We start from the raw sequence: 23358 nt of genomic DNA on the forward strand, positions 1-23358 counted from the left end.
CGGCTGCATCGCAACGCCTGCTGCGACGCAGCATTGCAACCTTTCGCACCCCCGCCGCATCCACGTTATAGTAGGAGGTGGAAGGGTGCCTCCCGTGCGCCTCCATCTATCCCGGTGAACCCCATGCGCCTGAGTCCGATCCTGTTGAGCGTTGCCCTGCTTTGCGCCTCCAGCCAGGCACTGGCGGCGGAAGCACGCCAGATGGGCCCGGACGGCAGCGGCAGCTGCCCGGAAAGCACGGTGGCCAATAACGACACCGCGGACGAAGCCGACAATGATGCAGCCGCCACGCCAGCGCGTCGCAGCACCCAGAAAGCCGCCAAGCCCACGCCTGCGGTGCGTGGTGGTGGCAGCGGCGGTGGACAGCGTAGCAGCGCGCCGCGTTGGCACAGCTTCCTGCCGGGCATGTTCCGCTAAGCAGGCGCGGCTCTAGAAAGTGCGTTGGCCTTGGCCGCGCCGCAAGGCGGCCGCCCCCGACATCGATCCATCCAGCTGGCGACAAGCCGCCGCCGGTTTGCCGTGGCTGCGCGGCATCGACAACGAACGCAATGCTCGGTTGCAAGCGCTGACGGCAGAGTTCCTGCAGCGCATCGACATCACCCCGCTGCACGGCCTGGCCTTGAACGAAGTGCAACGCCTGCGGCTGGCGATGCTCTGCTGCCTGCCCTTGCTCGAATTCGGCCGCGAAGGCCTGCACGGCTGGTCGCAATTGCTGGTGTATCCGGCCGCCTTCCGCGCGCGACGCAGCCACCAGGACGCGCACGGCGTGCTGCACGAATGGGACGACGAACTGATCGGCGAAGCCTGGGAACGCGGCCCGGTGATCCTGTCCTGGGCCGACGTGCGCGCGGATATCGCAGAGCCGGGTGATGGCTATTGCGTGGTCGCGCACGAAATCGCGCACAAGCTCGACGCACTCGATGGTGCGATGGATGGCACCCCGCCGTTGCCGCGCGAGTGGCAGAAACAATGGGCAGCAGATTTCCAGCGCGCGTATGACGGGTTCTGCGCGGAGGTCGGTGCCGGCCGCGATACCCCGATCGACCCCTATGCCGCCGAATCGCCGGAGGAGTTCTTCGCGGTCTGCAGCGAATATCACTTCAGCGACGTGGTGACGCTGCGCAACGCGATGCCGGAAGTGGCGGCGCATCTGCAGCGGTTTTACGGAGCGCCTTTGCCCGGCTTGATGTAGCACGCACCCACCACAGCCATGCGGCCTGCGCTTCGGGGCAAGGCCTCGCCGCTCCATCCAGTCATCCAGGACTGATGCCGCGGGCGCGGGCCATCCATGGCCCGCTCGGATCCATATCCCGAAGCGCAGGCCGCATGGTCGCAGCATCAATGTCGTCGAGGGTTAGAGCCCCGGCGGCAACACGATCTCGAACTTCGCGCCACCCAGTTCCTGCGAACGCGACACATGCAGTTCGCCGCGATAGCTCTTGACGATGTCCTGCACGATGGCCAAGCCGATGCCGTGGCCCTGCACGCGCTCATCGCCGCGCACGCCGCGCTGCAGGACGTGGGCGATGCGATCCTCGGCGATGCCCGGGCCATCGTCCTCGACCCGGATCGACAGGCCCGGACGACGGTTCGGCGCGCTTTCGCCTTCGGCCACGGTCAGCAATACCCGCGACTTCGCCCACTTGAAGGCGTTTTCCAGCAGGTTACCGAGCAATTCCTGCAAATCGCCGATTTCGCCATGGAAGCGCGCCTGCGGCGCGATCTCGAATTCGCAGAGCACGCCCTTGGCCGCGTAGACCTTTTCCAGTCCGGTGACGATCTGCTCGGCATGCGGCTCGATCTCGATCGGCGCGGCGAACAGCTGGTGGCCCGAACGCGCCGCGCGCGCCAACTGGTAGCCCACCATGTCGTTCATGCGCCGCAACTGGGTATCGACTTCCTCGCGCAGCTCCTGCTCGCCGGTATCGCTGTCCAGCCGCGAACGCAATACCGCCAGCGGCGTCTTCAGGCTGTGCGCCAGGTCGGCCAGGGTGTTGCGCTGGCGATCGAGGTTCTCGCGCTCGGTTTCGATGAAGGCATTGATGCTCTCGGTCAGCGGCTCCAATTCGCGTGGGTGCGCCTCGCTCATCCGCGATGCCGTGCCGGACTGCACACGCTTCAATTCGGAAATCACGTCGCGCAGCGGGCGCAGGCTCCAGCGCAACACCAGCATCTGCAACAGCAGCAACACCAGGCCGGCGCCGCCCAGGTTGATCCACAAGGCCGAACGGAACGCCGCCACCTGGCGTCCCAGTGCGGTGGTGTCTTCCAGGATGTAGACGGTATAGGGAAATTCGCGGCGCGCATCGTTGCTGCCGCTGTAGATCAAGCCATAGCCGTAGCGGAAGACCTGGCCCGGCTCGCCATTGATCTGGGTCAGCGGCAACGGGCCTTCGAACACCTGCTCGCCGGCCTGCAACATCGGCCCGTCCGGCAGGCGCGGCCCCTGCGCGGAATCCGAATCCCATTCGCCCGCCGGCAACACGATCTGCGCATACAGGCCACTGCCCGGGCGCATGAAGCGCGAATCCGGCGGAACGTAAGGCGGCACCACGCTGCCGTCGCGGGCGAAGTCGCTGTTGGCGTACGCCAAGGCATAGCTGTGCAGGCGCTCGCGCATGCCACTGCGCGCGGTGCTCTGAAAGGCGAAGTCCAGCGCGTAACCGGCCAGCGCCAGGAACGCGATCAGGCCCACGCTGGCCGCCCACAGCTGGCGCGACTGCAACGAACGCGGCTGCGCGATACGCAAACGACGGCGCCTTGCGGCGCCGTCGTCGGGTGGTACGGCGGGAGTGGCCGATGCCATTTACGTCGACTGGATCAGTCGCCGCTGCGCGAACATGCCGTCAATCCCCGCTCCGCGGGATGGCAAAGCGGTAGCCGCGACCACGCACGGTCTCGATCGGCTTCATCGCGCCGTCCGGATCCAGCTTCTTGCGCAGGCGGCCGATGAAGACCTCCAGCACGTTGGAGTCGCGGTCGAAATCCTGCTGGTAGATGTGCTCGGTCAGGTCTGCCTTCGAAACCAGTTCGCCGGCATGCATCATCAAGTACTCAAGCACCTTGTATTCGTAGCTGGTCAGGTCGACGTTGCCGCCGCTCACGCTCACCGTCTGCGCGGCCAGATCCAGCATCACCGGACCGCATTCCAGGGTCGGCTTGCTCCAGCCTGCGGCGCGCCGCACCAGCGCGTTGATGCGCGCCAGCAACTCCTCCACATGGAACGGCTTGACCAGGTAATCGTCGGCACCCTGCTTGAGGCCGTCGACCTTGTCCTGCCAGCTGGAACGCGCGGTCAGGATCAGCACCGGGAATTTCTTGCCTTCGTCGCGCAGGGCCTTGATCAGCTCCATGCCCGACATCTTCGGCAGGCCGAGGTCGATGATGCCGACATCGAACGGCACCTCGCGGCCCATATACAGGCCTTCCTCGCCATCCTGGGCGGCATCGACGGCATAGCCTTCGCGCTTCAGGCGCGCAGCCAGGGTTTCGCGCAGCGGGGCTTCGTCTTCGACGAGCAGGATTCGCATGGAGACTCCTTGGAATGGGATGGTGCGGGCGTGCTATCGCGCCTTACGGTGCGCGATCAATCGTCATCGTCGCGTGTAGGCTTCTGGCGGTTGGAAGCGCCCCGGTTGTTGTTGCGGTTCGTGCCCGCATCGTCATTGCGGCTGCGCTGCGGATCCTGCATGAAGACGCGCACGCGGCCTTGATCGTCGACCACCTTGACTCGGTGCATCTCGCGTCCGTCGAACGGAACACGTTCGGCCGACAGCACCTCGCCACGGGTGTCGCGTTCGACCCGGCGCACCGCATCGGACAGGCTACTGCGCGAATCCTGGCGGTTGTCGCGGCTGTCGTCGCGCTGCTGGCTGCCGCGATCCTGCGACTGCGGCTCCCCCGCATGCGCGCTCAAGACCGGCAGCACCGCCAGGACGGCGATGGTCAGCAGCTTCAGCGTGGGCGGGCGACGGCGGGACATGGCAACAGCACCTCGGATTCGATGGGGCAATTCTGTACGCGGCGGGTGAATCGCCCCTGAAGTTTCCTGAACAGGATAGCGTGGCGTTCAGATTGGTGGTGAAGACGTGACGAGGCTCAATAGATCTCTCCGATGCAACAGCGCAACGACCCACCAGCCGCTTCGATGGCATCCAGAGCCACGGTTTCGACCCGGAATCCTGCATCTGCCAACCTCCGGCAATGCAGCGGCGACAAGGCTTCGCCGGCATCCGCACTCATCCAGACAGTCTCATGGGACAACGCGATGCAGTTACCGACGAAGGCCGCATGCTCGGCCTCGCTGCAGGTCACCGCATGCGGTGCATACAGTCCGGCGATGGCCGCCGGCACCACTGGATCGGCAAATCCGCGCGGGCAGACCACCGCCGCGCGACCAGCCAGCACCGCCAGCACCACGTTGGTGTGGTACTCGCCGGGCGCGAGATCGAACAACAGGGTCGCACGCAGGCCGAAGGCTTCATGCATCAAGCGAGCGCCCTCTTCGTCGCAACGTTCGGACAGGCCGCAGAAGCCCAGGCCGCGGGCGCGGTCGATCACCAGTGCGCCGGTGAGTTCGCAAGGATGCGGCTGGGTGGACAGGTCGATCTCGGCATAGTCCAGCACGCCGCCGAAGAAGCCACGGATGTCGTCGCGCGCAGCTTCGCGTTGGCGCACTTGGTGGCGCATGCGTCCGACGATATAGCGACCGGCGGCAGTGCCGAACACATTGTTGGGGAATACCGCATCCGGCGTGGCCGGATCGCCGGCGAAGCAAATCGTGGGCAACGCGGTGGAGATGGCGCGCTGCAAGTCGCGATGCTGCATCGACGCACGTTGCGCATCGAACGCGCCAGCATCGGCCATGTAGATGTTGTCCTGCGCGGATTGTTCGGCCAGGCGGAAGCCATCCGGCGCGACCAGGAAGGCGGCACATGCCGTGGGTGGGCCGAAATCCGGCGCGAGTTCGCGCGCAAACGCGAGGAAGGCTTCGATATCGCGCGTGATCATGCCGCCCGTTCCCGACGCTCGGTCAGCGCCAGCGCCTGTTCCACCAAAGCCCAATCGGCACCGGGCTTGTGCGCGCCTTCGCTCAACACCTGGCGGAATGCGCGGCCGCCGGGTTGGCCGGTGAACAGGCCCAGGATGTGGCGGACGATGTGCTTGAGGAACACGCCACGCGCCAATTGCGCTTCGACGTAAGGCCGGTAAGCACGCAGCAGTTCGCCACGCGTGCGCAGTTCACCACCGAACCACGCCACATCGAGCTCGTGCAGCAGATACGGCGTGTGATACGCCGCGCGGCCCAGCATCGCGCCTTCGACATGATCCAGATGCTTCGTCGCTTCCGCCGCATCGGCAATGCCGCCGTTGACGATCACCTGCAGCGCGGGCCGCTCCTGCTTCAAGCGATAGGCCCAGTCGTAGCGCAGCGGCGGCACTTCGCGGTTTTCCTTCGGCGAAAGCCCCTGCAACCAGGCATTGCGCGCATGCACCACGAAGGTGCGGCAGCCGGCATCGGCAATGGTGTCGATGAAGGCGATGAAGCGCGACCACTCGTGGTCATCATCGACACCGAGCCGGCATTTCACCGTGATCGGGACCTCGGGCACGGCTTCGATCATCGCCGCCACGCTGTCGGCCACAAGTTGCGGCTCGCGCATCAGGCAGGCACCAAAGCGTCCGGCCTGCACGCGATCGGACGGGCAGCCGCAGTTGAGATTGATCTCGTCGAAACCGTGTTCGGCGCCAATCCACGCCGCCTGCGCCAGCAAGGCCGGCTCGCTACCACCCAGCTGCAAGGCCACCGGATGTTCGGACGGATCCATCGCCAACAGCCGCGCGCGGTCGCCATGGATCACCGCATTGGCATGCACCATCTCGCTGTACAGCCGCGCATGCGGTGCCAGCACGCGGTGGAAGGCGCGGCAGTGGGAATCGGTCCAGTCCATCATCGGCGCCACGGACAGGCGCAGCAGGTCGGGGGCGATCAGGGGCGATGCAGCAGGCATCCCGTCATTTTAGCGGCGGGCGAAGGCGTAAAATCGCTGGATGAACAACACGACTGCCACCGATTACCGCAAACCGCTGCCCGGCACCACGCTGGACTGGTACGACGCCCGTGCTGCCATCGACGCGCTGAAGCCCGGCGCCTGGGCCGGCCTGCCCTACACCGCCCGCGTGCATGCCGAGAACATCGTGCGCAGGGCCGATCCTGCGATGCGTGATGCGTTCCTGACGCAATTGATCGAACGCCGCCGCGACCTGGACTTCCCGTGGTTCCCGGCGCGCGTGGTCTGTCACGACATCCTCGGCCAGACCGCGCTGGTCGATCTTGCCGGACTGCGCGATGCCATCGCCGAACAGGGCGGCGATCCGGCGCAGGTGAATCCGGTGGTGCCGGTACAGTTGATCGTCGATCACTCGCTGGCGGTGGAATGTGGCGGCGCCGATCCGGAGGCGTTCGCGAAGAACCGCGCCATCGAAGACCGCCGCAACGAAGACCGTTTCCACTTCATCGAATGGACCAAGCAGTCGTTCAAGAACGTGGACGTGATTCCGCCGGGCAACGGGATCATGCATCAGATCAACCTGGAGAAGATGTCGCCGGTGATCTATGTGCAGGACGGTGTCGCGTTTCCGGATACCTGCGTCGGCACCGATTCGCACACGCCGCACGTCGATGCGCTGGGCGTGATTGCTGTCGGCGTGGGTGGTCTTGAAGCCGAGAACGTGATGCTGGGCCGCGCCTCGTGGATGCGCACGCCGGACATGGTGGGCGTGGCACTCAGCGGCAAGCCGCAGCCGGGCATCACCGCCACCGACGTGGTGCTGGCGCTGACCGAATTCCTGCGCAAGGAAAAAGTGGTCGGCGCGTATCTGGAATTCCGTGGCGAAGGCGCTGCGGCACTGACCATTGGCGACCGCGCCACCATCAGCAACATGGCGCCGGAATATGGCGCAACCGCCGCGATGTTCTCCATCGACGACAACACGCTGGACTACCTGCGCCTGACCGGGCGCACCGATGAGCAAGTGGCGTTGGTGGAAACCTATGCCAAGGCCGCCGGCCTGTGGGCCGATGATCTGGCCGATGCGCAGTACGAACGCACGCTGCAGTTCGATCTGTCCGGCGTGGTGCGCAACATGGCCGGCCCGTCCAACCCGCACCGCCGCCTGCCGGTCAGCGACCTGGCCGAACGCGGCATCGCCGATGGCGAAAAACTCACCACCGGCAAGGTCGAAGAATCGCTGGGCCTGATGCCGGATGGCGCGGTGATCATCGCCGCGATCACCTCCTGCACGAATACATCGAACCCGCGCAACGTGATCGCCGCCGCGCTGCTGGCGCGCAACGCGAATGCGAAGGGACTGACCCGCAAGCCATGGGTGAAAACCTCACTGGCGCCGGGCTCCAAGGCGGTGCAGTTGTACCTGGAAGAGGCGAAGCTGTTGCCGGAGCTGGAACAACTCGGCTTCGGCATCGTCGGTTTCGCCTGCACGACCTGCAACGGCATGAGCGGCGCACTTTCCCCTGAGATCCAGCAGGAAATCATCGACCGCGACCTGTATGCCACCGCCGTGCTCAGTGGCAATCGCAATTTCGATGGCCGCACCCATCCGTATGCGAAGCAGGCGTTCCTGGCCTCGCCGCCGCTGGTGATCGCCTATGCCATCGCCGGCACGGTGCGCTTCGACATCGAAAAGGACGTGCTCGGTATCGATGCCGACGGCAACGAAGTGCGGCTGAAAGACATCTGGCCGAGTGATGCGGAGATCGACGCAGTGGTGAAGGCCAGCGTCAAGCCGGAGCAGTTCCGCAAGGTGTATGAGCCGATGTTCAATGTGCGCGTTGAGCACGGCGGGCCGGTGAGCCCGCTGTACGACTGGCGCCACATGAGTACCTACATCCGCCGCCCGCCGTACTGGGAAGGCGCGCTGGCCGGCGCACGCGAGCTGCGCGGCATGCGCCCACTGGCGGTTCTGGGCGACAACATCACCACCGATCATCTCTCGCCAAGCAACGCGATCCTCGCTTCGAGTGCCGCCGGCGAATACCTGGCGCAGATGGGCCTGCCGGAAGAGGACTTCAATTCGTACGCGACGCATCGCGGCGACCACCTCACCGCGCAGCGCGCCACCTTCGCCAATCCGAAACTGCTCAACGAGATGGTGCGCGATGCCGACGGCAACGTGAAGCAAGGCTCGCTGGCGCGGGTGGAGCCGGAAGGCAAGCACATGCGCATGTGGGAAGCGATTGAAGCCTACATGCAGCGCAAGCAGCCGTTGATCATCATCGCCGGCGCCGATTATGGCCAGGGCTCCTCGCGCGATTGGGCGGCGAAGGGCGTGCGTCTGGCGGGCGTGGAGGCCATCGTCGCCGAAGGTTTCGAGCGGATCCACCGCACCAACCTGATCGGCATGGGCGTGCTGCCACTGCAACTGCAGATGGGCGTGAATCGCAACACCTTGCAGATCGACGGCAGCGAAACCTTCGACGTGGCTGGCAAGCTCAGTCCGGGCGCGATGCTGACGCTGGTGATCAATCGCAAGGACGGCGGCATCGTTGAAGTGCCTGTGCTGTGCCGGCTGGATTCCGACGAGGAAGTCAGCATCTACGAAGCCGGCGGCGTGCTGCAGCGGTTCGCGCAGGACTTCCTCGCACAGAACAAGGCGGCCTGACATGAGCCACAAACCGCAACTGCGCATCCCCGCCATCTACATGCGTGGCGGCACGTCGAAAGGCGTGTTCTTCCAGCTGGATGACCTGCCAGAAGCTGCGCGCGCACCTGGCAAGGCGCGCGATGCGCTGCTGGTGCGGGTGATCGGCTCGCCGGATCCGTATGGCAAGCACACCGACGGCATGGGCGGCGCGACGTCGAGCACCAGCAAGGTGGTGATCATCGCCAAGGCGTCGATGCCGGATCACGACGTGGACTATCTCTACGGCCAGGTACCGATCGATGGCAATTTCATCGACTGGAGCGGCAACTGCGGGAACCTGTCGTCGGCAGTGGGGCCGTTCGCGATCGCCAACGGGCTGGTCGATCCGTCGCGCGTGCCGGACAACGGCATGTGCAGCGTGCGGATCTGGCAGGCGAATATCCACAAGACCATCGTCGCGCATGTGCCGATGACCAATGGCGAAGTGCAGGAAACCGGCGATTTCGAACTTGATGGGGTGACCTTCCCCGCGGCGGAGATCGCGCTGGAATTCCTCGACCCAGCGGACGAAGGCGAAGACGGTGGCGCGATGTTTCCCACCGGCAATCTTGTCGATGAAATCGACGTGCCCGGCATTGGCAGGTTCAAGGCGACGCTGATCAATGCGGGCGTACCGACGATCTTCATCGACGCCGCTTCGCTAGGCTACGACGGCACCGAACTGCAACCGGCGATCAACGAGGACAAGGCCGCGCTGGCGAAGCTGGAAGCGATCCGCGCCGCGGGTGCGGTGCGCATGGGCCTGATCGATGATGTGTCGAAAGCCGCCGCGCGGCCGCTAACGCCGAAGATCGCCTTCGTCGCGCCGCCGAAGGATTACGTGTCGTCCAGCGGCAAGCCCGTGCACGCAGGCGATATCGACCTGCTGGCGCGCGCGATCTCGATGGGCAAGCTGCATCACGCGATGATGGGCACGGCATCGGTGGCGATCGCGACGGCGGCGGCAGTGCCGGGCACCGTGGTCAATGCCGCGGCCGGTGGTGGCACCCGTGATGCAGTCCGCTTCGGCCATCCCTCCGGCACGCTGCGCGTTGGCGCGGACGTGAAGCAGGTCGACGGCCAATGGGTGGCGACCAAGGCGGTGATGTCGCGCTCCGCGCGCGTATTGATGGAAGGCACGGTGCGGGTGCCGCAGGACTGACTCAGTCCTTTTGAGGTTCCCAGATCATGTGCACGTCAGCGCGCGCATAGTGCGAACCGGCACGCGGCGCGGGATGGTGGCGGAAGCCGACGCTTTCGTACAAGGCCAATGCGGGCGCCAGCTTGCTGCTGGATTCCAGGAACAGCTCGCGCGCATCGAGGCTTCGATATAGCCGCAAGGCTTCGTCCATCAGCAGGCGACCGATGCCAAGCCCCCGCGCTTCCGGCGACACCGCCATCTTGGTGAGTTCGTAGATGCCGTCGCCAAGATGCATCAGCGCAACCGTGCCGAGCGCGCGATCCGCTTCATCCACGGCGAACAGGATGTAGCCACCACCGGCCAGGATGTAACGTTCCGGGTGCTGCAGCACTTCGCGGTCGTAGGCTTCGACTTCGAACCACTGCTCCAGCCACTCGATGTTCAAGGCAGCGAAGTCGGCGCGCCAGCGCGGTTCGAAACCGACGATGCGGATGGCATTGGTGTTCATGCGTCGGTGAGGTGCGCACACGCCGCCGTCGCGGCATCGCGGTCGTTATCGTCGAACGGGGTGATATGGAAGAACGACACGGTGCCGGCATCGAGGCAGCGTCCGTTGACGCTGAAACCGTCCGGATGGCTGCGCGGCACATAAAAACTCTTGATGCCGCAGTGACGGCAGAACAGGTGCTTCGCCGTGCCGGTATTGAAGGCGTATTCGACCAAGTCATCCGTGCCGGACAACAGGTGGAAGCGCGAAGCCGGCACGATCAGGTGCAGGTAGCCGGTCATCGTGCAGATCGTGCAGTTGCACTCCAGCACTTCGGGCGCAGCCGGGGCCTCGACTTCGAAACGCACGCGGCGGCAATGACAGCCGCCGCGATGGGTGACATGTGGTGGATGCGCGGATTGGCTCATCCGCGCATTCTAGTCACGGATCAGTGCTTGCCCTTGCCGTTCCCGTGGCCGCCATCCGATTTGCCACCCTTGGAACCCTTGTCGCCTTTGAACCCCTTGCCGCCCTTCGCACCCTTGTCACCATTGCCATGGTCCGCATGCGCAGAGGCGGATGGCTTGCCTTTCGCCTTGCCGTGGTTCGGGTACGCGCGCTTGAGCTCGGCATCCAGCACGATCGGCCGCGACCAGCGATCGTAAGTCGGCACGAAACCGTTCTTCAGGCGATGGAATTCCGCCGAACCCGGCTTGATGCCCATCTGCTTGGCCACCACACCCCAACCCTGGCCGTGGTTCTCCTGCCAGTAATCGGTCACGTAACCGCAGGGGCGGCCGATGATCTGGGCGATGGTGCAGGCGTAATACACGTCGCCCGGCGCCCAGCGACGATTGACCAGCAGGTCGGTGACCAGATCGCGTGGCGCACCGCGGTAACGCACCATCTCGTCGATGAAGGGGTCGCGGTACTGCGAACCATAGCGGTTCATGTCCGCCAGTTGCGTGTCTACCCAGACGTCGCCGCTGCGCGGGTTCCAGTTGAGGCTAAAGGTCTGGGCGTTCGCGCTGCCGATGCCGGCGGCGATCAGACCGGCAAGGACGATGGGTTGCAGCAATCGGCTGGTACGCATGCGCTACTCCTGGTGCAGGTTGGTACCCGCGTGGTCGATGGCGTCAGTGTCCACGACAGCGGTTAACTGACTCGTGAAGGACACACCCACCGGTTACGAACGGTCAGCGCATGGTGTCGAAGGTGACGGGGACCATCACGTCATCGGCTGCTGCAGGCAATGCTCGGCCATGCGCATCGCGCGCCTGCAGCGTGCCATCGGCCAGCCGGGCATAGACGCGCTCGCCGCCATTGCGCGAACGCAGCCGCAGCAGGTCGCCTTCGGCCAGCCACTCGCCTTCATCGTCGAATTGGCGGTCGCCGCCAGCGCCGCGATAGTGCTCGATCAGGCGGTAAGGTTGCTTGCCGCCCTCCTGCTCCAGCCGCAACCAGGCTTCGATGCCGTTGCAATCCGTGCACGGCCGCTGTCCGCGGAATTCTATCGCGCTATTGGAGGCGGACCCTACCGCACCGGGGCTGCCGCCGGGCGGCGCGGCGATCTCGCAGCCGGCCAGCGAAACCAGCATCAACGCGATAAAGCGGGAAATCCGTGGCATGCGCATGTCGCGATTGTGGCGCAATCGCGACAGCCATACACGAACGAACGGCGCCGCATGGGCGCCGTTCGTCGTCTTTCGGGTTACAGCCAACGCGGCTTAGTCACGGTCGTCGCGATCACGCCAGCGGCGGCCATCATAGTAACGGTCGTTGCGGTCATAACGACCGTCGCGGTCATAGCGGGAATCGTAGTACGAGGTCTTGCACTTGCCGTGCTTGTTGCACTTCACGTTGCGCTGGCCCGTGACCGGGTAACCACGATTGCGGTTGTAGCCATAGGCATTGCCGTACGGGGGGCCGTTGCGGTAGCCGTTGTTATAGGTATTGCGCGGGATGTAGCGGTAATAGACCGGATTGCCGTAACGGTCGCGCTGCATGACCAAGCGGTCGTTGTAGCCGTAATCGCCGTAACGGTAGTACGGCTGGTTGCCGCGCAGGACCACGTCGGCCACGTTCACCAGCACGCGCACCAAGTCGTCGGACTGTGCCTGCGCCGGGGCCGGCGCGGCGACGGCCGCAACGCCAAGGCTGGCGGCCAGGACGGCGGGGGCAAGATAGCGGGACAGGCTCATCATGTTGGTCTCCTCGACATCCGCACCAACGCGGATTCGGTTACGACCTTGCGCCCCCGCAGGTGAACGCTTTTCTAATTTCGAGGTAACGCGCCAAACGCGCACATGGCGCGTTCAGCTGCGTGCAAGCGCCGTCAATTCCTGCATGGCCATCGGCAACTGTCCAAGACCCGCGATGCTGCGCATGCGTTCCCCGCCGTGGAGCAACTGCGCCTCGGCCTCGTGCGCCCACGTCGTGTGGTAGGGCACGTGCACGCCCCAACCGCCCAGCTCCAGTACCGGCGCGATGTCCGAACGCAGCGAATTGCCCACCATCACGAATTGCCCGGGTTCGACGCCGAATTCCGCGAACAGCCGCGCATAGGTACGCGGATCTTTTTCGCTGACGATTTCGATGCGGCGGAACAGGTCGGACAAACCGCTATCGCGCACCTTCGCTTCCTGGTGGAACAAATCGCCCTTGGTGATCAGCACCACGGGCATGTCGGCGGCGATGCGCTCCACCGCTTCGCGCACGCCCGGCAGGAGTTCGACCGGATGCCGCAGCAAACCCTTGCCGAGCTCCACGATGCGGTGCACATCGGCGGCGCTGATGCGGGCCTCGGTGATCGCCACCGCTGCTTCGATCATCGACAGCACCATGCCCTTCACGCCATAGCCGAACAGCGCCAGGTTGCCCTTCTCCACCGCGTACAGGCGATCGCCCGCATCCGTCAGGTCCACGTAGGCGCCGACGATGCGCTCGAACTCCGCCTGCGCCTCGTCGAAATAATCCTGGCTCTTCCACAGGGTGTCGTCGGCATCGAAGCCGACCAGTGCGATGCCGCCGCGCGTGCTGTCCATGCACGAAGTGTAAGCGTCGGGCACCACGGCGGAAATACGAAGGGCTGCCAAGGCCGCCCTTCGTGCCACAACATCGTTGTTATTGGTTTTTTCGGTCAGCTGCCGGCCTTCGTCTTGGCCTTGCCGCTCGCCGCGAGCCAAGTCTTGTATTCGTCCTGGGTCAACTCGCCATTGGCATCGGCATCGGCCTTCACGAATACCTTGGACAGGCTTTGCATCGTTGCTGCCTCGGTGGCACTCAGGCTGCCATTGCCATTGGCATCCAGTTCCGACCAACTCTTCTTTGCCGGCGTCGCGGGGGTTGCCGGTGTTGCGGGCACGGCTGCTTGTGCAGCGGTGCCGGCAGTCGTGTCCGCCTTCACCGGAACTGCAGGAGTCGCCGAAACGGCAGGCGTTGCGGCTTGCGCACCGGCCTGGACGTTGCCTTGCGACTGCCCAGCCATGACTGGGGCTTCGACGCGCGCCTTCGCGCCGGCATTCACGCCAACGCCCAGGCTTTGCGCGAATGCGACAGGGGCCGCCAGGCACGCGGCCACGGCGATGGTCAACGACAGGAGTTTCGATTTCGACATTGGTACCTCGTCTTCGTTCTGCGGGGGATCAAAACGGGTGTTGCTGCGTCGCGTGCTGCTCACAACCCCAGCACAAGCCGCAGCACGCACCTTACGCATCCCGTCTGAATCCACTCCGCCGCGCAGCCTGAACGACAACGATTGTTTAACCACGCCTGGCAAAATCCGCGCTACCCACGCGGTGCATCCATGCCGCCGGTCACTGCGCCGCGCGCAATGGCGGATCCAGCGGCTTCAAGCCCATCGCGCTGCGATAGCGCTCATGCAGGACATGCACTTTTTCCACATAGGCCAGCGTTTCCGCATACGGCGGCACCCCGCGGAACTTCGCCACGGCGCCGATACCGGCGTTGTACGCGGCGGCGGCCAGGTTGAAATCGCCCTTGTAACGACGCAACAACGCGCGCAGGAATTTCGCACCGCCGTCGATCGATTGCTTCGATGCGAACGGGTCGGCGACGCCGTACTCGCGCTGCACCTCCGGCATCAACTGCATCACGCCCTGCGCGCCCTTCGGCGAAACCGCCTTCGCATCGAATCCGCTTTCCGCATGCGCGATGGCACGCAGGAAAGCATCGTCCACCTTGTGCGCCTTTGCCGCCGCACGAAACTCCTGCGCATGCGCATCCAGCCGTGGCTTGCCGAGCTTGCCCAGCCCCACGTGCGCGGGTGAGGCCTTGGGCGTCTCCACGGTGAACTTGAGGTACTGCACCGCGCCCGGCATCCGCCGCGTGGTGTAGACCATGCGCCCGTCCGGCGCTTTCCATTCGTACAACGTGCCGCTGAACACACCGAGTTCGCCCCACAGGTTGGGCAGCATCGCCGCGTTGTCGTCGATGGTCTTCGCCTCGCATTTGCTGCCGGGTTCCGGCGCGGTGGACAGGCTGACCGTGGCGTCCTTCACGCAGCGATAGACGGTGCGTGCCTGTGCATCGCCGATGGCGGCACAGGCAGTCAGCAGCAACAGGGTCGTGGCGACGATTCGCGGACGCATCGCGCGAATTCTAGAGTGCGCTGCTGAATGGCGAGACGATCATGCTCACACCGGCAATGCCGTGGTCTTCTTCACCGTGCGCAAGGCCAGCGTGGATTGCACGCGCACCACGCCGGGCAGCTGGGTGAGGATCTCGGTGTGGATGCGTTCGAAATCGGCGGCGTCGGCATAGGCCACGCGCACCATGTAATCCGCGGTGCCGGCGAGCAGGCAGCATTCGGTGACTTCCGGATGCCGATTGATCGCGGCCTCGAACGCATCCAGCGCGGCGCGGCCTTGCTGGTCCAGCGTGACCAGTACGAACGCGGTACCCGGCAAACCGGCCAGCTTCTCGTCCAGCAGCATCACGTATCGCGAAATCAGCCCGGATTCCTCAAGCAACTTGACCCGGCGCAGGCAGGCCGAGGGCGACAGGTTGATGCGCTGCGCCAGTTCCAGGTTGGTCAGCCGGCCATCGGCCTGCAGCAGGCGCAGGATGGCGCGGTCGCGGTCGTCGAGGGGGACTTCGTTGGCACGCATGACATTCGATTGATTGGCCGATATTTCGCCAACAATGCGACATCTGCGCATTCATCGCAACGAATTCGGCGACTAAGTGCGCGATCCGGCGCGCATACTGCCGCCCTCAACCCGGGAGGAGAGCATCATGCGCGTCGGCGTACCCAAGGAAATCAAGAACAACGAATACCGCGTGGGCCTGATCCCGTCGTCGGTGCTGGAACTCGTCCACCACGGCCACGAAGTGATCGTGCAGAAGGGCGCGGGCATCGGCGCTGGCCTGAGCGATGCGGACTACATCGCCGCCGGCGCCAAGATCATCGATACCGCCGATGAAATCTTCGCCAGCGCCGACATGATCGTGAAGGTGAAGGAGCCGCTGGCCGAGGAGCGCAAGAAGCTGCGCCCGGGCCAGATCCTGTTCACCTATTTGCACCTTGCTCCCGACGCACCGCAGACCAAGGACCTGATCGATTCCGGCGCGGTGTGCATCGCCTATGAAACCGTCACCGCCGCCAATGGCTCGCTGCCGTTGCTGACTCCGATGTCGGAAGTCGCAGGTCGCTTGGCCCCGCAGGTCGGCGCGCACTCGCTGGAGAAGACCCAGGGCGGCCGCGGCGTGCTGCTGGGTGGCGTGCCCGGCGTGCCTGCCGCCGAAGTAGTGATCCTCGGTGGCGGCGTATCCGGTACGCATGCGGCGACCATTGCGGTGGGCATGGGCGCGAAGGTCACCGTGGTCGATCGTTCGGCCGATGCGCTCAAGCGCCTGGCCAGCCAGTTCGGTACCTCGATCTCCACCGTGTTCTCCACCCGCGCCACCATCGAGGAACTGGTGCGCCGCGCCGACCTGCTGATCGGCACCGTGCTGATCCCGGGTGCCGCCGCACCGAAGCTGGTGACTCGCGACATGGTCAAGACCATGAAGCAGGGTTCGGTGATCGTGGACGTGGCGATCGACCAGGGCGGCTGCGTGGAAACCTCGCATGCAACCACGCATGCCGACCCGACTTACGTTGTCGATGGCGTGGTGCACTACTGCGTGGCGAACATGCCGGGCGCAGTGGCGCGCACCTCCACCTTCGCGCTGAACAACGTGACCCTGCCGTTCACCCTGGCACTGGCCGACAAGGGCTGGAAGCAGGCGCTGATCCAGGATGCTCACCTGCGCGAAGGCCTGAACGTGTGCGAAGGCAAAGTCACCTGCGAACCGGTGGCCGAAGCGCACGGCCTGCCTTACGTCAGTGCGGAAAGCGTGCTGGGCATGTAAGCCCCACGCAACGCTTGGACGACAAAGGGGACGGTCAACCGTCCCCTTTTTCATTGCTGCAGCGAAAGATACAACCCGTGCAGCTACTCGTGCTTCGTCGGCTTGCCCGCATCCACCTTGTGCAGCCACTTCAGCAAGCCATCGAAATACGCCTGCTGGTCGTCGTACATCGCCATGTGGCTGCCGTTGGGCAGGTACAGGTACTCGCCGTTCGGGAACTGCCCGCTCATCATCTGCATGTACTTCGGATCCATGGTGTCGTGCTGCGCGCCGATCACCAGCGTGGGCACCGCGATCTTCCTGAGATCGTTGGTGCGATCCCAGTCCACCAGGATGCCGCTGGCGCCCATCTCGCTGGGGCCCTGCATCGGCACATAGACTTTCTTGTTGAGGTGGCGGACCAGCGAACGCACGACCGGCTCCGGCCATTCCGCCGCCGGCCGGCGCAAGGCGTGCGCCTCGTAGAACGGCAACAGCAATTCCTCGTAACGCGGTTCGTCGTATTTCTTCGCCGCTTCGAGCGCCAGGATTTCCTTCAGCGCCGCCGGATCCATTTGCGGCATCAGCACGTCGTGGGCGTAGCGGTTGTAGGCCGGGATGCTGGACATCATGTTGGAGACGACCAGGCACTTGAGGTGCTGCGGGTATTTCAGCGCGTATTCGATGGCGAGGATGCCGCCCCAGGAATGGCCGAGCACGCAGAAGTCGTCGCGATCCAACCCCAGCGCCTGCCGCACCTGCTCCACTTCGTTGACGTAGTGGTCGATGCTCAGGAACGGAGTCATGTCCTCCGGCTGGTCGCTGTAGTACGAACCCAGCTGGTCGTAGTAGTAGTACTCCACGCCAGCCGCCGGCAGGAAACTGTCGAAGGCCTCGAAGTACTCGTGGGTGGCGCCCGGCCCACCGTGCAGCAACAGCAGCTTGAGCGTGGGGTTGTTGCCGACGCGTTTCGTCCACACCCGAAAATCGCCGTGCGGCGTGTGGATCGGGATCATCCGCACGCCACCGGACCAGGCATCGGGCTGCTTGGTGTTGTCGTGATAGGACTGCAGCGTGGGCGGCTCTGCCGCGAATGCAGAAATGGCCAATGCCGTCAGCAGCAGGGTGGCGAATATCGCGCGCATGGGTAGCAACTCCGATCCTGGCGTCGCGTCGCAGCTTATACCCGCATCGCAGCGCAGCACCGGTGCCTGGCGCTCAAGCCTTTTTCACGAACTCGGACTTCAGGCCCATCTGGCCGATGCCGTCGACCTTGCAATCGATGTCGTGGTCGCCATCGACCAGGCGGATGTTGCGCACCTTGGTGCCCACCTTCACCACCAGCGAGGAACCCTTGAGCTTGAGGTCCTTGATCACCGTAACGGTATCGCCGTCCTGCAGCAGGTTGCCCACCGCATCGCGCACCACTTTCGCCTCGTCGACGGCCTCTGCCTGCTGCAGCGCCCATTCATGCCCGCATTCCGGGCAGACCAGTAGCGCGCCGTCTTCGTAGGTGTAGGCGGAGCTGCATTGCGGGCAAGGGGGAAACGTGGTCATTGCGATGCCGTGTCGATGCGCGAAACGGCGATTTTACGCGCTGGTTGCGTGCGACATGCGTCGCAGGGTCATGCCAGGTGCAACGCGCCGCCCTTGTGCGCGGCGACGTGCTCCGTGCGGTCGCTCTTGATCGAGTACTGCGGATCATCCGGGCTGGCGTGGTGGGTGTAACCCTTGTAGTCGAAGTCGCTGGTATGGATGGCGATGATCGTGCCCGAGACCCAGCCAGCCTCCGAGTTCCAGCGCACGTGGTCGCCGATCTTGAAACGCTCAGTCATCGCCCTCTCCCTTGTCGCCGTGCAACAGCACCTCGCGCAACACCACGGCCTGGTTCTGCGCCTGGTCGCGCGCGCCATAGACCAGCGTCACCACGCGCGTCTTCGCCAACGCGCGAAGTTGCGCCAGTGCAGGCCCATGCTGGCGCAATTCGACCCGATAACGCGCCTCGAACTCCGACCATCGCGCAGGTTCGTGGTGGAACCACTGGCGCAGTTCGGTACTGGGCGCGAGATCCTTCATCCAGTCGTCCAGCGCGGCCTTCTGCTTGCTCACGCCGCGCGGCCACAGGCGATCCACCAGGATGCGCACGCCATCGGAAGACTCGGCCGCTACGTAGGCGCGTTTCAGCAGAACGTGGGAGGCAGGAATCGCGGGAGTCGACATCGCGCAAGAACAGGAACATGCGGGCGTAGGCGCAAACGTTACGCCAACCGGCTGGCTTCCACCACGCTGACGCCATTCGGCGGATCCAGCGCGGCATCGACCAGCGCATCGGCGATACGTTGCGCACGGCTGGGACGCCATTGCATCGGCAGCAATGGGCGCAGCAAGCGCGAGACCGCCAACATGCGCGCTTCGCCCGGGCGCGAGGTGCCGCGCTCACCGTCGATCACGCCGGGACGCACCAGCACCAGCGACGGATAGCCCAACGCGATCAACGCATCCTCCAGTTCGCCCTTGACCCGGTTGTAGAAGATCTTCGATCGCGCGTTCGCGCCCATCGCCGAGTTCAGCGCATAGGTCTGCGCGCCATGCCGGCGCGCGAGTTGCGCCACCTGCAGGGGATAGCCGTAATCCACGCGCTTGAAGGCAGCTTGCGAGCCGGCATCGGCGATGGTGGTGCCCAGCGTGCAGATCACCGCGTCCACCGCCCACCAATCGGCGCTGCCCGGGAGCGCATCGAAATCGACCACCGGGTTGAACAGGCGCGGATGTTCGATGCCAAGCGACCTGCGCGTGGGCGCGACCACGCGGGTGACCTGCGGCGCGTCCAGCAAGCGCGGGAGCACCAATTTCCCGACCAGTCCGGTGGCACCGACATGCAGGATGTTCACGAAAGCTCCTCGGGCAGGCTACGAACGGCCACCAGGCCAAGCCGCATCAAAGTCCGTCCTGGAACTTGATCGAGGCGTGGCTACCATCGCAGAACGGCTTGTTCGACGAGGCCCCGCAACGGCACAGGGCCTGCCGGTTGCGGATCTCGTAGGAACGGCCGCTGGCGCTTTGCACGCGCACGCCGCCCTGCAAGGTCAGCGGGCCACTGCAGCCTTCGGCCGGATCCTCGATCAGGCCCAGCGCCACCGGCACCGCCGGCTCGATCGGCTGCTTCGTCTGCGCATCCCAGACCAGCAGGCGTCCGCCCGGGCAGTGATGGGCCATCTCCACCGCGAGCTCCGCGTGTTCCTTGCCGGGGATCTGCACCTCGTTCCAGATGCGCTGGCCGTTGTCGCAGAAACGGGCGAACGCGCAGTAGTCCTCGTTGTCGGTCAATGCCACCTGCGGGCCGTCGATTTCCTCCGAGCCCTGCAGCAGCGGCGCGAACGAGGCGGTCTCGGCCAGGTCCACGGCCGCCGTCTTGTGGCTGCCATCGCAATAAGGTTTGTGCCTGGAATGGCCGCAGCGGCACAGCATGCTGCCGTCCTTCACCGCGAACGCCTGCCCTTGGCGATAACTGCCGGAGTTGCCGGATGCGTTCTGGACGATGGTCTGCGTGTGCAGCGGCGGCGCGCCATGCACCACGTAGGGGCCGTCTGCGGTCACGTCGATCCAGATGTCGGGATCGGACTGGGTGGTGCCGATTTGCACGTTGTCGCGGGTTCCGCTCATGCAAGCCTCCGATGCGTCGAACAAACAAGCCGATGAAGCCGTTCCCGCACGCTAGCGCGCACCGCCCCGGCGGGCAACCGGACGTTTCGTCTGCGGCGCGAGCCGCCCTGTCGTCGGTTTATTGGAGATGGGCGAAAACACCCGTGGGGGCGCCGCCGAACAACGCCAGCGTGCCTGCACCGACCACCGCCAGCAGGAAGAAACCACCGGCCATCGCCACATGCGCCAACAGCTGGTTGGTGTCGCTCTTGTGCGCGGCATAGCCGGTCACCAGGCACCACAGGCCAAGCAGCACGCCCACGATGCGCACCGGATATCCCAGCACCACCGCGATGCCGCCGACCAGTTCGCAAAACCCGACCAGGTAAGCCAGGAACTTGGCATCCGGCAGGCCAAGCCCGGCCAGTACCGGCACCAGCTTGGCCTCGCCACCGCGCAGCTTCATCACGCCCCAGATGATGAAAGGCACGCCCAGGAACAGGCGCGCGACCAGCAAGGCTTCCTCGTGCATCGACATTCTCCCCGTGCGGAATCGCTCATTCGTGATGCCTGCGATCCGGCGGATGAAGGCGTCGCAGCCAGCAGGCCATGGCAATTTACACCCGCGCCGGACACCGATGAACCGGGCCGGGCAACCTGAATATTCGCCGTTCGCAACGGCTTCGCCTGTCGGGCGGAAAGGATTTTTATCCCTTTTCGAGCCCGCGTTCATCAAAATTAAGGTAGGGTGCGAGCACTGTTCAAAGCGGGATCACGGTACATCGTGGCTCCGATGCGGTAGATCAGCAGGTTCCAGGGCCGGAAACGGCCTGTCCAGACGATCCGCTCCATCGCTTCGCGTTACCCCTTGCTCGATACAGTCCCGGCACCGCGTTTTGCGGGCCAGGTTCATTCAACTGTTCCAAGGAGTAACACCATGTCTGATCGTCAAACCGGTACCGTCAAGTGGTTCAACGACGCCAAGGGCTTCGGCTTCATCACCCCGGAAAGCGGCGCTGACCTGTTCGTCCACTTCCGTTCCATCCAGGGCAGCGGCTTCAAGTCCCTGCAGGAAGGCCAGAAGGTTTCGTTCAAGGTTGCGCAGGGCCAGAAGGGCCTGCAGGCCGAAGAAGTGCAGGCCGAGTAAGTTCTACTCGCTGCTTGCGCCGCGAACGCGGCAACAAAAAACCCCGTGCGGAAACGCGCGGGGTTTTTGTTTGGGTGATCGATTAGCGACAGGCTCCCTGCCGGCCCATCACCACGGCAACGCTTGGTCGAGGTGGAAGTAACCGCCATTCGGGCCATCGGCATCGATCAGCGCCAGGCGGACGCTGGTGCGCGCGCCATCGGCAACGTCCAGGTCGCCTTCGCCGGCGTTCATGTCGGTCTTCACGTAGCCGGGATGGATCGTGTTGACCTTGATCGCGCTGTCGCGCAACTCGTAGGCCAGGTGCACGGTCCATGCATTCACCGCGGTCTTGGACACGTCGTACGCGGGCACCTTGAAGTGGTAGATCGGCGACGCCGGATCGGCATGCAGCGCCATCGAGCCCAGCGCACTGGACACGTTGACGATGCGCCCGGCCTGCGACTTATGCAGCAGCGGCAGGAACGCCTTGGTCACCGCGACCACGCCGAACAAGTTGGTATCGAAGGTGGTGCGCCAGGTGTCCATGCCTTGTCCGGACACGCCCTTGGAGATGTCGTCGATCATGATGCCGGCGTTGTTGACCAGGATGTCCAGCCGGCCGAAGCGCTCGCCGATGGCCTTGGCCGCCGCATCGATGCTGGCCGCATCGTTGACGTCCAGCGCGATCGACTCCACCGGCAGGCCTTGCGCCTGCAACGGCGTCGCGGCCGCCTCTGCCTTGCCGGCATCGCGCCCGGCCAAGACCACGCGCACGCCGGCCTCGGCCAATTGGCGCACCGTTTCGGTGCCGATGCCACGGGTTGCGCCGGTCACCAGCGCGATCTTTTCGTTGTTGTTCATGACGTGCTCCTTGCGAGCGGGATTGAATCTTGTCGCCATGACATGGGGATACCCGCGCCGCGCTCAATCCGCACGTCGCTCCACGCATGGAACGGTGCAATCCATGCGGATGGGACACTGACTGGGAACGATCAGGGCATTTCCGCCCGGCTTGCGCGCCAGCTGGATGGCTGGCGAAAAACCCTCAGAACGGCACGCCGTCGAGCCGGCCCATCTTGCCGTCGATGAAATCCTGTTGCGCCTGCCGCGCGTGTTGCGGCGTGTCCATCACGAAGGGGCCGGCGAACACCAGTTCGCCTTCGACCGGATCGCCGCCCACCAGCGCGATGCTGGCCGCCTGCCCTTCCGCCGCCTGCAGCGTGATCCCGGTGCCGGGGCCGAAGGTGGCCAACGTACCCGGGCCAAGCGCTTCATCCTCGGGGCCTTGCATCTCGCCTTCCAGCACGTAGAAGCCAAGCTGCTTGGCATCGATGTCCAACGCGATGCCCGCGCCGGGTTGCAGGCGCACATGCGCGAACACCGTGTGCGTGGCATTGCGCATGGGGCCGGTGGTGCCGTTGACCGTGCCTGCGATGACGCGGACGGTGGCGCCCGGCAGGTCGAGTTCGGGGATATCGGCGGCGCGGAACGAGGCGTAATCCGGATCCGCGAATTTCATCGCAGGCGGCAAACTCGTCCACAGCTGCAGGCCGTGGCGACCTCCGTCCGGTTGCTCCGCATGCAGCATGCCGCGCCCGGCGCGGATCCACTGCGCATCGCCCGGGCCGAGGCGATCGCGGAAGCCGACGCTGTCGCGGTGCTCCACGCTGCCATCCAGCAGATAGCTGATCACCTCGATGCCGGCATGCGGATGCGGCTTGTCGCCGATGCCACGCCGGCTATGGTGGCGGTAATGATCCAGGAACACGAACGGCCCCAGCGACTCTTGCCCATCCATCGGCAAGGCGCGGAACAACCGCATGTCGCCATCGTCGATGACGCGATCCGATGCCACGATTGTTTCGATCCTGCGCTGGCTCACGGCATGCTCCTGCGGGATGG

General features: G+C 64.9%; 28 protein-coding genes and 1 pseudogene. 6 read left to right on the plus strand and 23 right to left on the minus strand.

The genetic code is table 11. The features are described 5' to 3' along the window. Positions 1-123: 123 nt before the first annotated feature. Together G7079_RS13045 and G7079_RS13050 are read left to right on the plus strand one after the other, a co-directional pair. Positions 124-417, plus strand: coding sequence for a hypothetical protein (locus G7079_RS13045; RefSeq protein WP_166057720.1), 294 nt, complete (start codon positions 124-126; stop codon positions 415-417). Then, positions 384-1192: pseudogene (locus tag G7079_RS13050) on the plus strand (M90 family metallopeptidase). Before G7079_RS13045 ends, G7079_RS13050 begins: the two are co-directional and overlap by 34 nt. Positions 1193-1354: 162 nt before the next feature. Here the strand turns inward: G7079_RS13050 and G7079_RS13055 are convergent. The 5 genes from G7079_RS13055 to dusA form a co-directional block, all read right to left on the minus strand. Further along, positions 1355-2806: an ATP-binding protein gene (locus G7079_RS13055; RefSeq protein WP_166057722.1), complete on the minus strand. Its 1452-nt coding sequence runs from the start codon at positions 2804-2806 to the stop codon at positions 1355-1357. A gap of 40 nt (positions 2807-2846) precedes the next feature. After that, positions 2847-3530, minus strand: coding sequence for a response regulator transcription factor (locus G7079_RS13060; protein WP_166057723.1), 684 nt, complete (start codon positions 3528-3530; stop codon positions 2847-2849). 56 nt (positions 3531-3586) lie between these two features. After that, positions 3587-3982, minus strand: a complete 396-nt coding sequence (locus G7079_RS13065; protein ID WP_240906200.1) for a hypothetical protein — start codon at positions 3980-3982, stop codon at positions 3587-3589. A gap of 116 nt (positions 3983-4098) precedes the next feature. Beyond that, entirely contained in the window at positions 4099-5010 is a 912-nt protein-coding gene (locus tag G7079_RS13070) for an arginine deiminase-related protein (RefSeq protein WP_166057725.1), read from the minus strand. After that, positions 5007-6011, minus strand: coding sequence for a tRNA dihydrouridine(20/20a) synthase DusA (dusA, locus tag G7079_RS13075; protein WP_166057726.1), 1005 nt, complete (start codon positions 6009-6011; stop codon positions 5007-5009). The genes G7079_RS13070 and dusA overlap by 4 nt, the downstream gene beginning before the upstream one ends. Before the next feature lie 40 nt (positions 6012-6051). Between dusA and acnD the strand changes: the two genes are divergently transcribed. Together acnD and prpF are read left to right on the plus strand one after the other, a co-directional pair. Next, a complete protein-coding gene (gene acnD / locus G7079_RS13080) occupies positions 6052-8682 on the plus strand; it encodes a Fe/S-dependent 2-methylisocitrate dehydratase AcnD (RefSeq protein ID WP_166057727.1) in 2631 nt (876 codons plus the stop codon). A 1-nt stretch (position 8683) separates the two neighbouring features. Further along, positions 8684-9865 (plus strand): 2-methylaconitate cis-trans isomerase PrpF, encoded by a 1182-nt coding sequence (prpF, locus tag G7079_RS13085; RefSeq protein ID WP_166057728.1) that lies wholly within the window; start codon positions 8684-8686, stop codon positions 9863-9865. 1 nt (position 9866) lies between these two features. On the opposite strand, the gene G7079_RS13090 is transcribed toward prpF, so the two are convergent. The 9 genes from G7079_RS13090 to G7079_RS13130 form a co-directional block, all read right to left on the minus strand. Continuing rightward, positions 9867-10352, minus strand: a complete 486-nt coding sequence (locus G7079_RS13090; RefSeq protein WP_166057729.1) for a GNAT family N-acetyltransferase — start codon at positions 10350-10352, stop codon at positions 9867-9869. Continuing rightward, on the minus strand, positions 10349-10759 hold the full coding sequence (locus tag G7079_RS13095) for a GFA family protein (RefSeq protein ID WP_166057730.1): 411 nt from the start codon (positions 10757-10759) through the stop codon (positions 10349-10351). Before G7079_RS13095 ends, G7079_RS13090 begins: the two co-directional genes overlap by 4 nt. 20 nt (positions 10760-10779) lie before the next feature. After that, on the minus strand, positions 10780-11424 hold the full coding sequence (locus G7079_RS13100) for a hypothetical protein (protein ID WP_166057731.1): 645 nt from the start codon (positions 11422-11424) through the stop codon (positions 10780-10782). Between the two features lie 103 nt (positions 11425-11527). Then, positions 11528-11965 carry a copper resistance protein NlpE N-terminal domain-containing protein gene (locus G7079_RS13105; protein WP_166057732.1) on the minus strand — a complete coding sequence of 146 codons (438 nt, stop codon included), beginning with the start codon at positions 11963-11965 and terminating at the stop codon, positions 11528-11530. Between the two features lie 93 nt (positions 11966-12058). Then, positions 12059-12535 carry a hypothetical protein gene (locus G7079_RS13110; protein ID WP_166054345.1) on the minus strand — a complete coding sequence of 159 codons (477 nt, stop codon included), beginning with the start codon at positions 12533-12535 and terminating at the stop codon, positions 12059-12061. A 111-nt stretch (positions 12536-12646) separates the two neighbouring features. Beyond that, a complete protein-coding gene (locus G7079_RS13115; protein WP_166057733.1) occupies positions 12647-13375 on the minus strand; it encodes an HAD family hydrolase in 729 nt (242 codons plus the stop codon). 95 nt (positions 13376-13470) lie between these two features. Continuing rightward, positions 13471-14010, minus strand: coding sequence for a hypothetical protein (locus G7079_RS13120; protein ID WP_166057734.1), 540 nt, complete (start codon positions 14008-14010; stop codon positions 13471-13473). Positions 14011-14146: 136 nt separating this feature from the next. Beyond that, positions 14147-14941 carry a lytic transglycosylase domain-containing protein gene (locus tag G7079_RS13125; protein WP_166057735.1) on the minus strand — a complete coding sequence of 265 codons (795 nt, stop codon included), beginning with the start codon at positions 14939-14941 and terminating at the stop codon, positions 14147-14149. Positions 14942-14986: 45 nt separating this feature from the next. Then, a complete protein-coding gene (locus tag G7079_RS13130; protein ID WP_166057736.1) occupies positions 14987-15460 on the minus strand; it encodes an Lrp/AsnC family transcriptional regulator in 474 nt (157 codons plus the stop codon). 127 nt (positions 15461-15587) lie between these two features. Here G7079_RS13130 and ald point away from each other — a divergent pair, with 127 nt between their 5' ends. Next, the gene (gene ald / locus G7079_RS13135; protein WP_166057737.1) at positions 15588-16706 is read left to right on the plus strand and encodes an alanine dehydrogenase; all 1119 of its coding nucleotides are present in this window, start codon (positions 15588-15590) and stop codon (positions 16704-16706) included. Positions 16707-16789: 83 nt separating this feature from the next. Here the strand turns inward: ald and G7079_RS13140 are convergent, their stop codons facing one another. The 7 genes from G7079_RS13140 to G7079_RS13170 all read right to left on the minus strand — a co-directional run bounded on the left by G7079_RS13140 (position 16790) and on the right by G7079_RS13170 (position 20859). Then, positions 16790-17830, minus strand: a complete 1041-nt coding sequence (locus G7079_RS13140; RefSeq protein ID WP_166057738.1) for a proline iminopeptidase-family hydrolase — start codon at positions 17828-17830, stop codon at positions 16790-16792. Positions 17831-17903: 73 nt separating this feature from the next. Then, positions 17904-18242, minus strand: coding sequence for a zinc ribbon domain-containing protein YjdM (locus tag G7079_RS13145; RefSeq protein WP_166057740.1), 339 nt, complete (start codon positions 18240-18242; stop codon positions 17904-17906). A gap of 68 nt (positions 18243-18310) precedes the next feature. Continuing rightward, positions 18311-18520 carry a DUF2945 domain-containing protein gene (locus G7079_RS13150; protein WP_166057741.1) on the minus strand — a complete coding sequence of 70 codons (210 nt, stop codon included), beginning with the start codon at positions 18518-18520 and terminating at the stop codon, positions 18311-18313. Then, positions 18513-18905: a DUF488 domain-containing protein gene (locus G7079_RS13155; RefSeq protein WP_166057742.1), complete on the minus strand. Its 393-nt coding sequence runs from the start codon at positions 18903-18905 to the stop codon at positions 18513-18515. Before G7079_RS13155 ends, G7079_RS13150 begins: the two co-directional genes overlap by 8 nt. A 38-nt stretch (positions 18906-18943) precedes the next feature. Continuing rightward, entirely contained in the window at positions 18944-19576 is a 633-nt protein-coding gene (locus tag G7079_RS13160) for an NAD-dependent dehydratase (protein ID WP_166057743.1), read from the minus strand. 46 nt (positions 19577-19622) lie between these two features. Continuing rightward, the gene (locus tag G7079_RS13445) at positions 19623-20348 is read right to left on the minus strand and encodes a CDGSH iron-sulfur domain-containing protein (RefSeq protein ID WP_166057744.1); all 726 of its coding nucleotides are present in this window, start codon (positions 20346-20348) and stop codon (positions 19623-19625) included. A 118-nt stretch (positions 20349-20466) separates the two neighbouring features. After that, positions 20467-20859: a DoxX family protein gene (locus tag G7079_RS13170; RefSeq protein WP_206203213.1), complete on the minus strand. Its 393-nt coding sequence runs from the start codon at positions 20857-20859 to the stop codon at positions 20467-20469. A 405-nt stretch (positions 20860-21264) separates the two neighbouring features. Between G7079_RS13170 and G7079_RS13175 the strand changes: the two genes are divergently transcribed. After that, entirely contained in the window at positions 21265-21474 is a 210-nt protein-coding gene (locus G7079_RS13175; protein WP_166057746.1) for a cold-shock protein, read from the plus strand. 108 nt (positions 21475-21582) lie between these two features. Here G7079_RS13175 and G7079_RS13180 read toward each other — a convergent pair whose 3' ends face one another. Then, positions 21583-22317, minus strand: coding sequence for an SDR family oxidoreductase (locus G7079_RS13180; protein WP_166057747.1), 735 nt, complete (start codon positions 22315-22317; stop codon positions 21583-21585). A 184-nt stretch (positions 22318-22501) separates the two neighbouring features. Beyond that, positions 22502-23338 (minus strand): pirin family protein, encoded by an 837-nt coding sequence (locus tag G7079_RS13185; RefSeq protein ID WP_166057748.1) that lies wholly within the window; start codon positions 23336-23338, stop codon positions 22502-22504. Between the last annotated feature and the right edge of the window lie 20 nt (positions 23339-23358).

Source organism: Thermomonas sp. HDW16, assembly GCF_011302915.1.
Lineage (GTDB): Bacteria > Pseudomonadota > Gammaproteobacteria > Xanthomonadales > Xanthomonadaceae > Thermomonas.

Coding starts and splice junctions, on each gene's coding strand:
- acnD (WP_166057727.1), top strand. CDS start 6,052: ATGAACAACACGACTGCCACCGATTACCGCAAACCGCTGCCCGGCACC.
- G7079_RS13145 (WP_166057740.1), bottom strand. CDS start 18,242: ATGACCACGTTTCCCCCTTGCCCGCAATGCAGCTCCGCCTACACCTAC.
- G7079_RS13100 (WP_166057731.1), bottom strand. CDS start 11,424: ATGCGTACCAGCCGATTGCTGCAACCCATCGTCCTTGCCGGTCTGATC.
- G7079_RS13155 (WP_166057742.1), bottom strand. CDS start 18,905: ATGTCGACTCCCGCGATTCCTGCCTCCCACGTTCTGCTGAAACGCGCC.
- G7079_RS13060 (WP_166057723.1), bottom strand. CDS start 3,530: ATGCGAATCCTGCTCGTCGAAGACGAAGCCCCGCTGCGCGAAACCCTG.
- G7079_RS13070 (WP_166057725.1), bottom strand. CDS start 5,010: ATGATCACGCGCGATATCGAAGCCTTCCTCGCGTTTGCGCGCGAACTC.
- G7079_RS13175 (WP_166057746.1), top strand. CDS start 21,265: ATGTCTGATCGTCAAACCGGTACCGTCAAGTGGTTCAACGACGCCAAG.
- G7079_RS13095 (WP_166057730.1), bottom strand. CDS start 10,759: ATGAGCCAATCCGCGCATCCACCACATGTCACCCATCGCGGCGGCTGT.
- G7079_RS13045 (WP_166057720.1), top strand. CDS start 124: ATGCGCCTGAGTCCGATCCTGTTGAGCGTTGCCCTGCTTTGCGCCTCC.
- G7079_RS13130 (WP_166057736.1), bottom strand. CDS start 15,460: ATGCGTGCCAACGAAGTCCCCCTCGACGACCGCGACCGCGCCATCCTG.
- G7079_RS13115 (WP_166057733.1), bottom strand. CDS start 13,375: ATGGACAGCACGCGCGGCGGCATCGCACTGGTCGGCTTCGATGCCGAC.
- G7079_RS13180 (WP_166057747.1), bottom strand. CDS start 22,317: ATGAACAACAACGAAAAGATCGCGCTGGTGACCGGCGCAACCCGTGGC.
- prpF (WP_166057728.1), top strand. CDS start 8,684: ATGAGCCACAAACCGCAACTGCGCATCCCCGCCATCTACATGCGTGGC.
- G7079_RS13445 (WP_166057744.1), bottom strand. CDS start 20,348: ATGAGCGGAACCCGCGACAACGTGCAAATCGGCACCACCCAGTCCGAT.
- G7079_RS13125 (WP_166057735.1), bottom strand. CDS start 14,941: ATGCGTCCGCGAATCGTCGCCACGACCCTGTTGCTGCTGACTGCCTGT.
- G7079_RS13150 (WP_166057741.1), bottom strand. CDS start 18,520: ATGACTGAGCGTTTCAAGATCGGCGACCACGTGCGCTGGAACTCGGAG.
- G7079_RS13065 (WP_240906200.1), bottom strand. CDS start 3,982: ATGTCCCGCCGTCGCCCGCCCACGCTGAAGCTGCTGACCATCGCCGTC.
- G7079_RS13090 (WP_166057729.1), bottom strand. CDS start 10,352: ATGAACACCAATGCCATCCGCATCGTCGGTTTCGAACCGCGCTGGCGC.
- dusA (WP_166057726.1), bottom strand. CDS start 6,011: ATGCCTGCTGCATCGCCCCTGATCGCCCCCGACCTGCTGCGCCTGTCC.
- G7079_RS13110 (WP_166054345.1), bottom strand. CDS start 12,535: ATGATGAGCCTGTCCCGCTATCTTGCCCCCGCCGTCCTGGCCGCCAGC.
- G7079_RS13055 (WP_166057722.1), bottom strand. CDS start 2,806: ATGGCATCGGCCACTCCCGCCGTACCACCCGACGACGGCGCCGCAAGG.
- G7079_RS13170 (WP_206203213.1), bottom strand. CDS start 20,859: ATGCACGAGGAAGCCTTGCTGGTCGCGCGCCTGTTCCTGGGCGTGCCT.
- G7079_RS13105 (WP_166057732.1), bottom strand. CDS start 11,965: ATGCGCATGCCACGGATTTCCCGCTTTATCGCGTTGATGCTGGTTTCG.
- ald (WP_166057737.1), top strand. CDS start 15,588: ATGCGCGTCGGCGTACCCAAGGAAATCAAGAACAACGAATACCGCGTG.
- G7079_RS13140 (WP_166057738.1), bottom strand. CDS start 17,830: ATGCGCGCGATATTCGCCACCCTGCTGCTGACGGCATTGGCCATTTCT.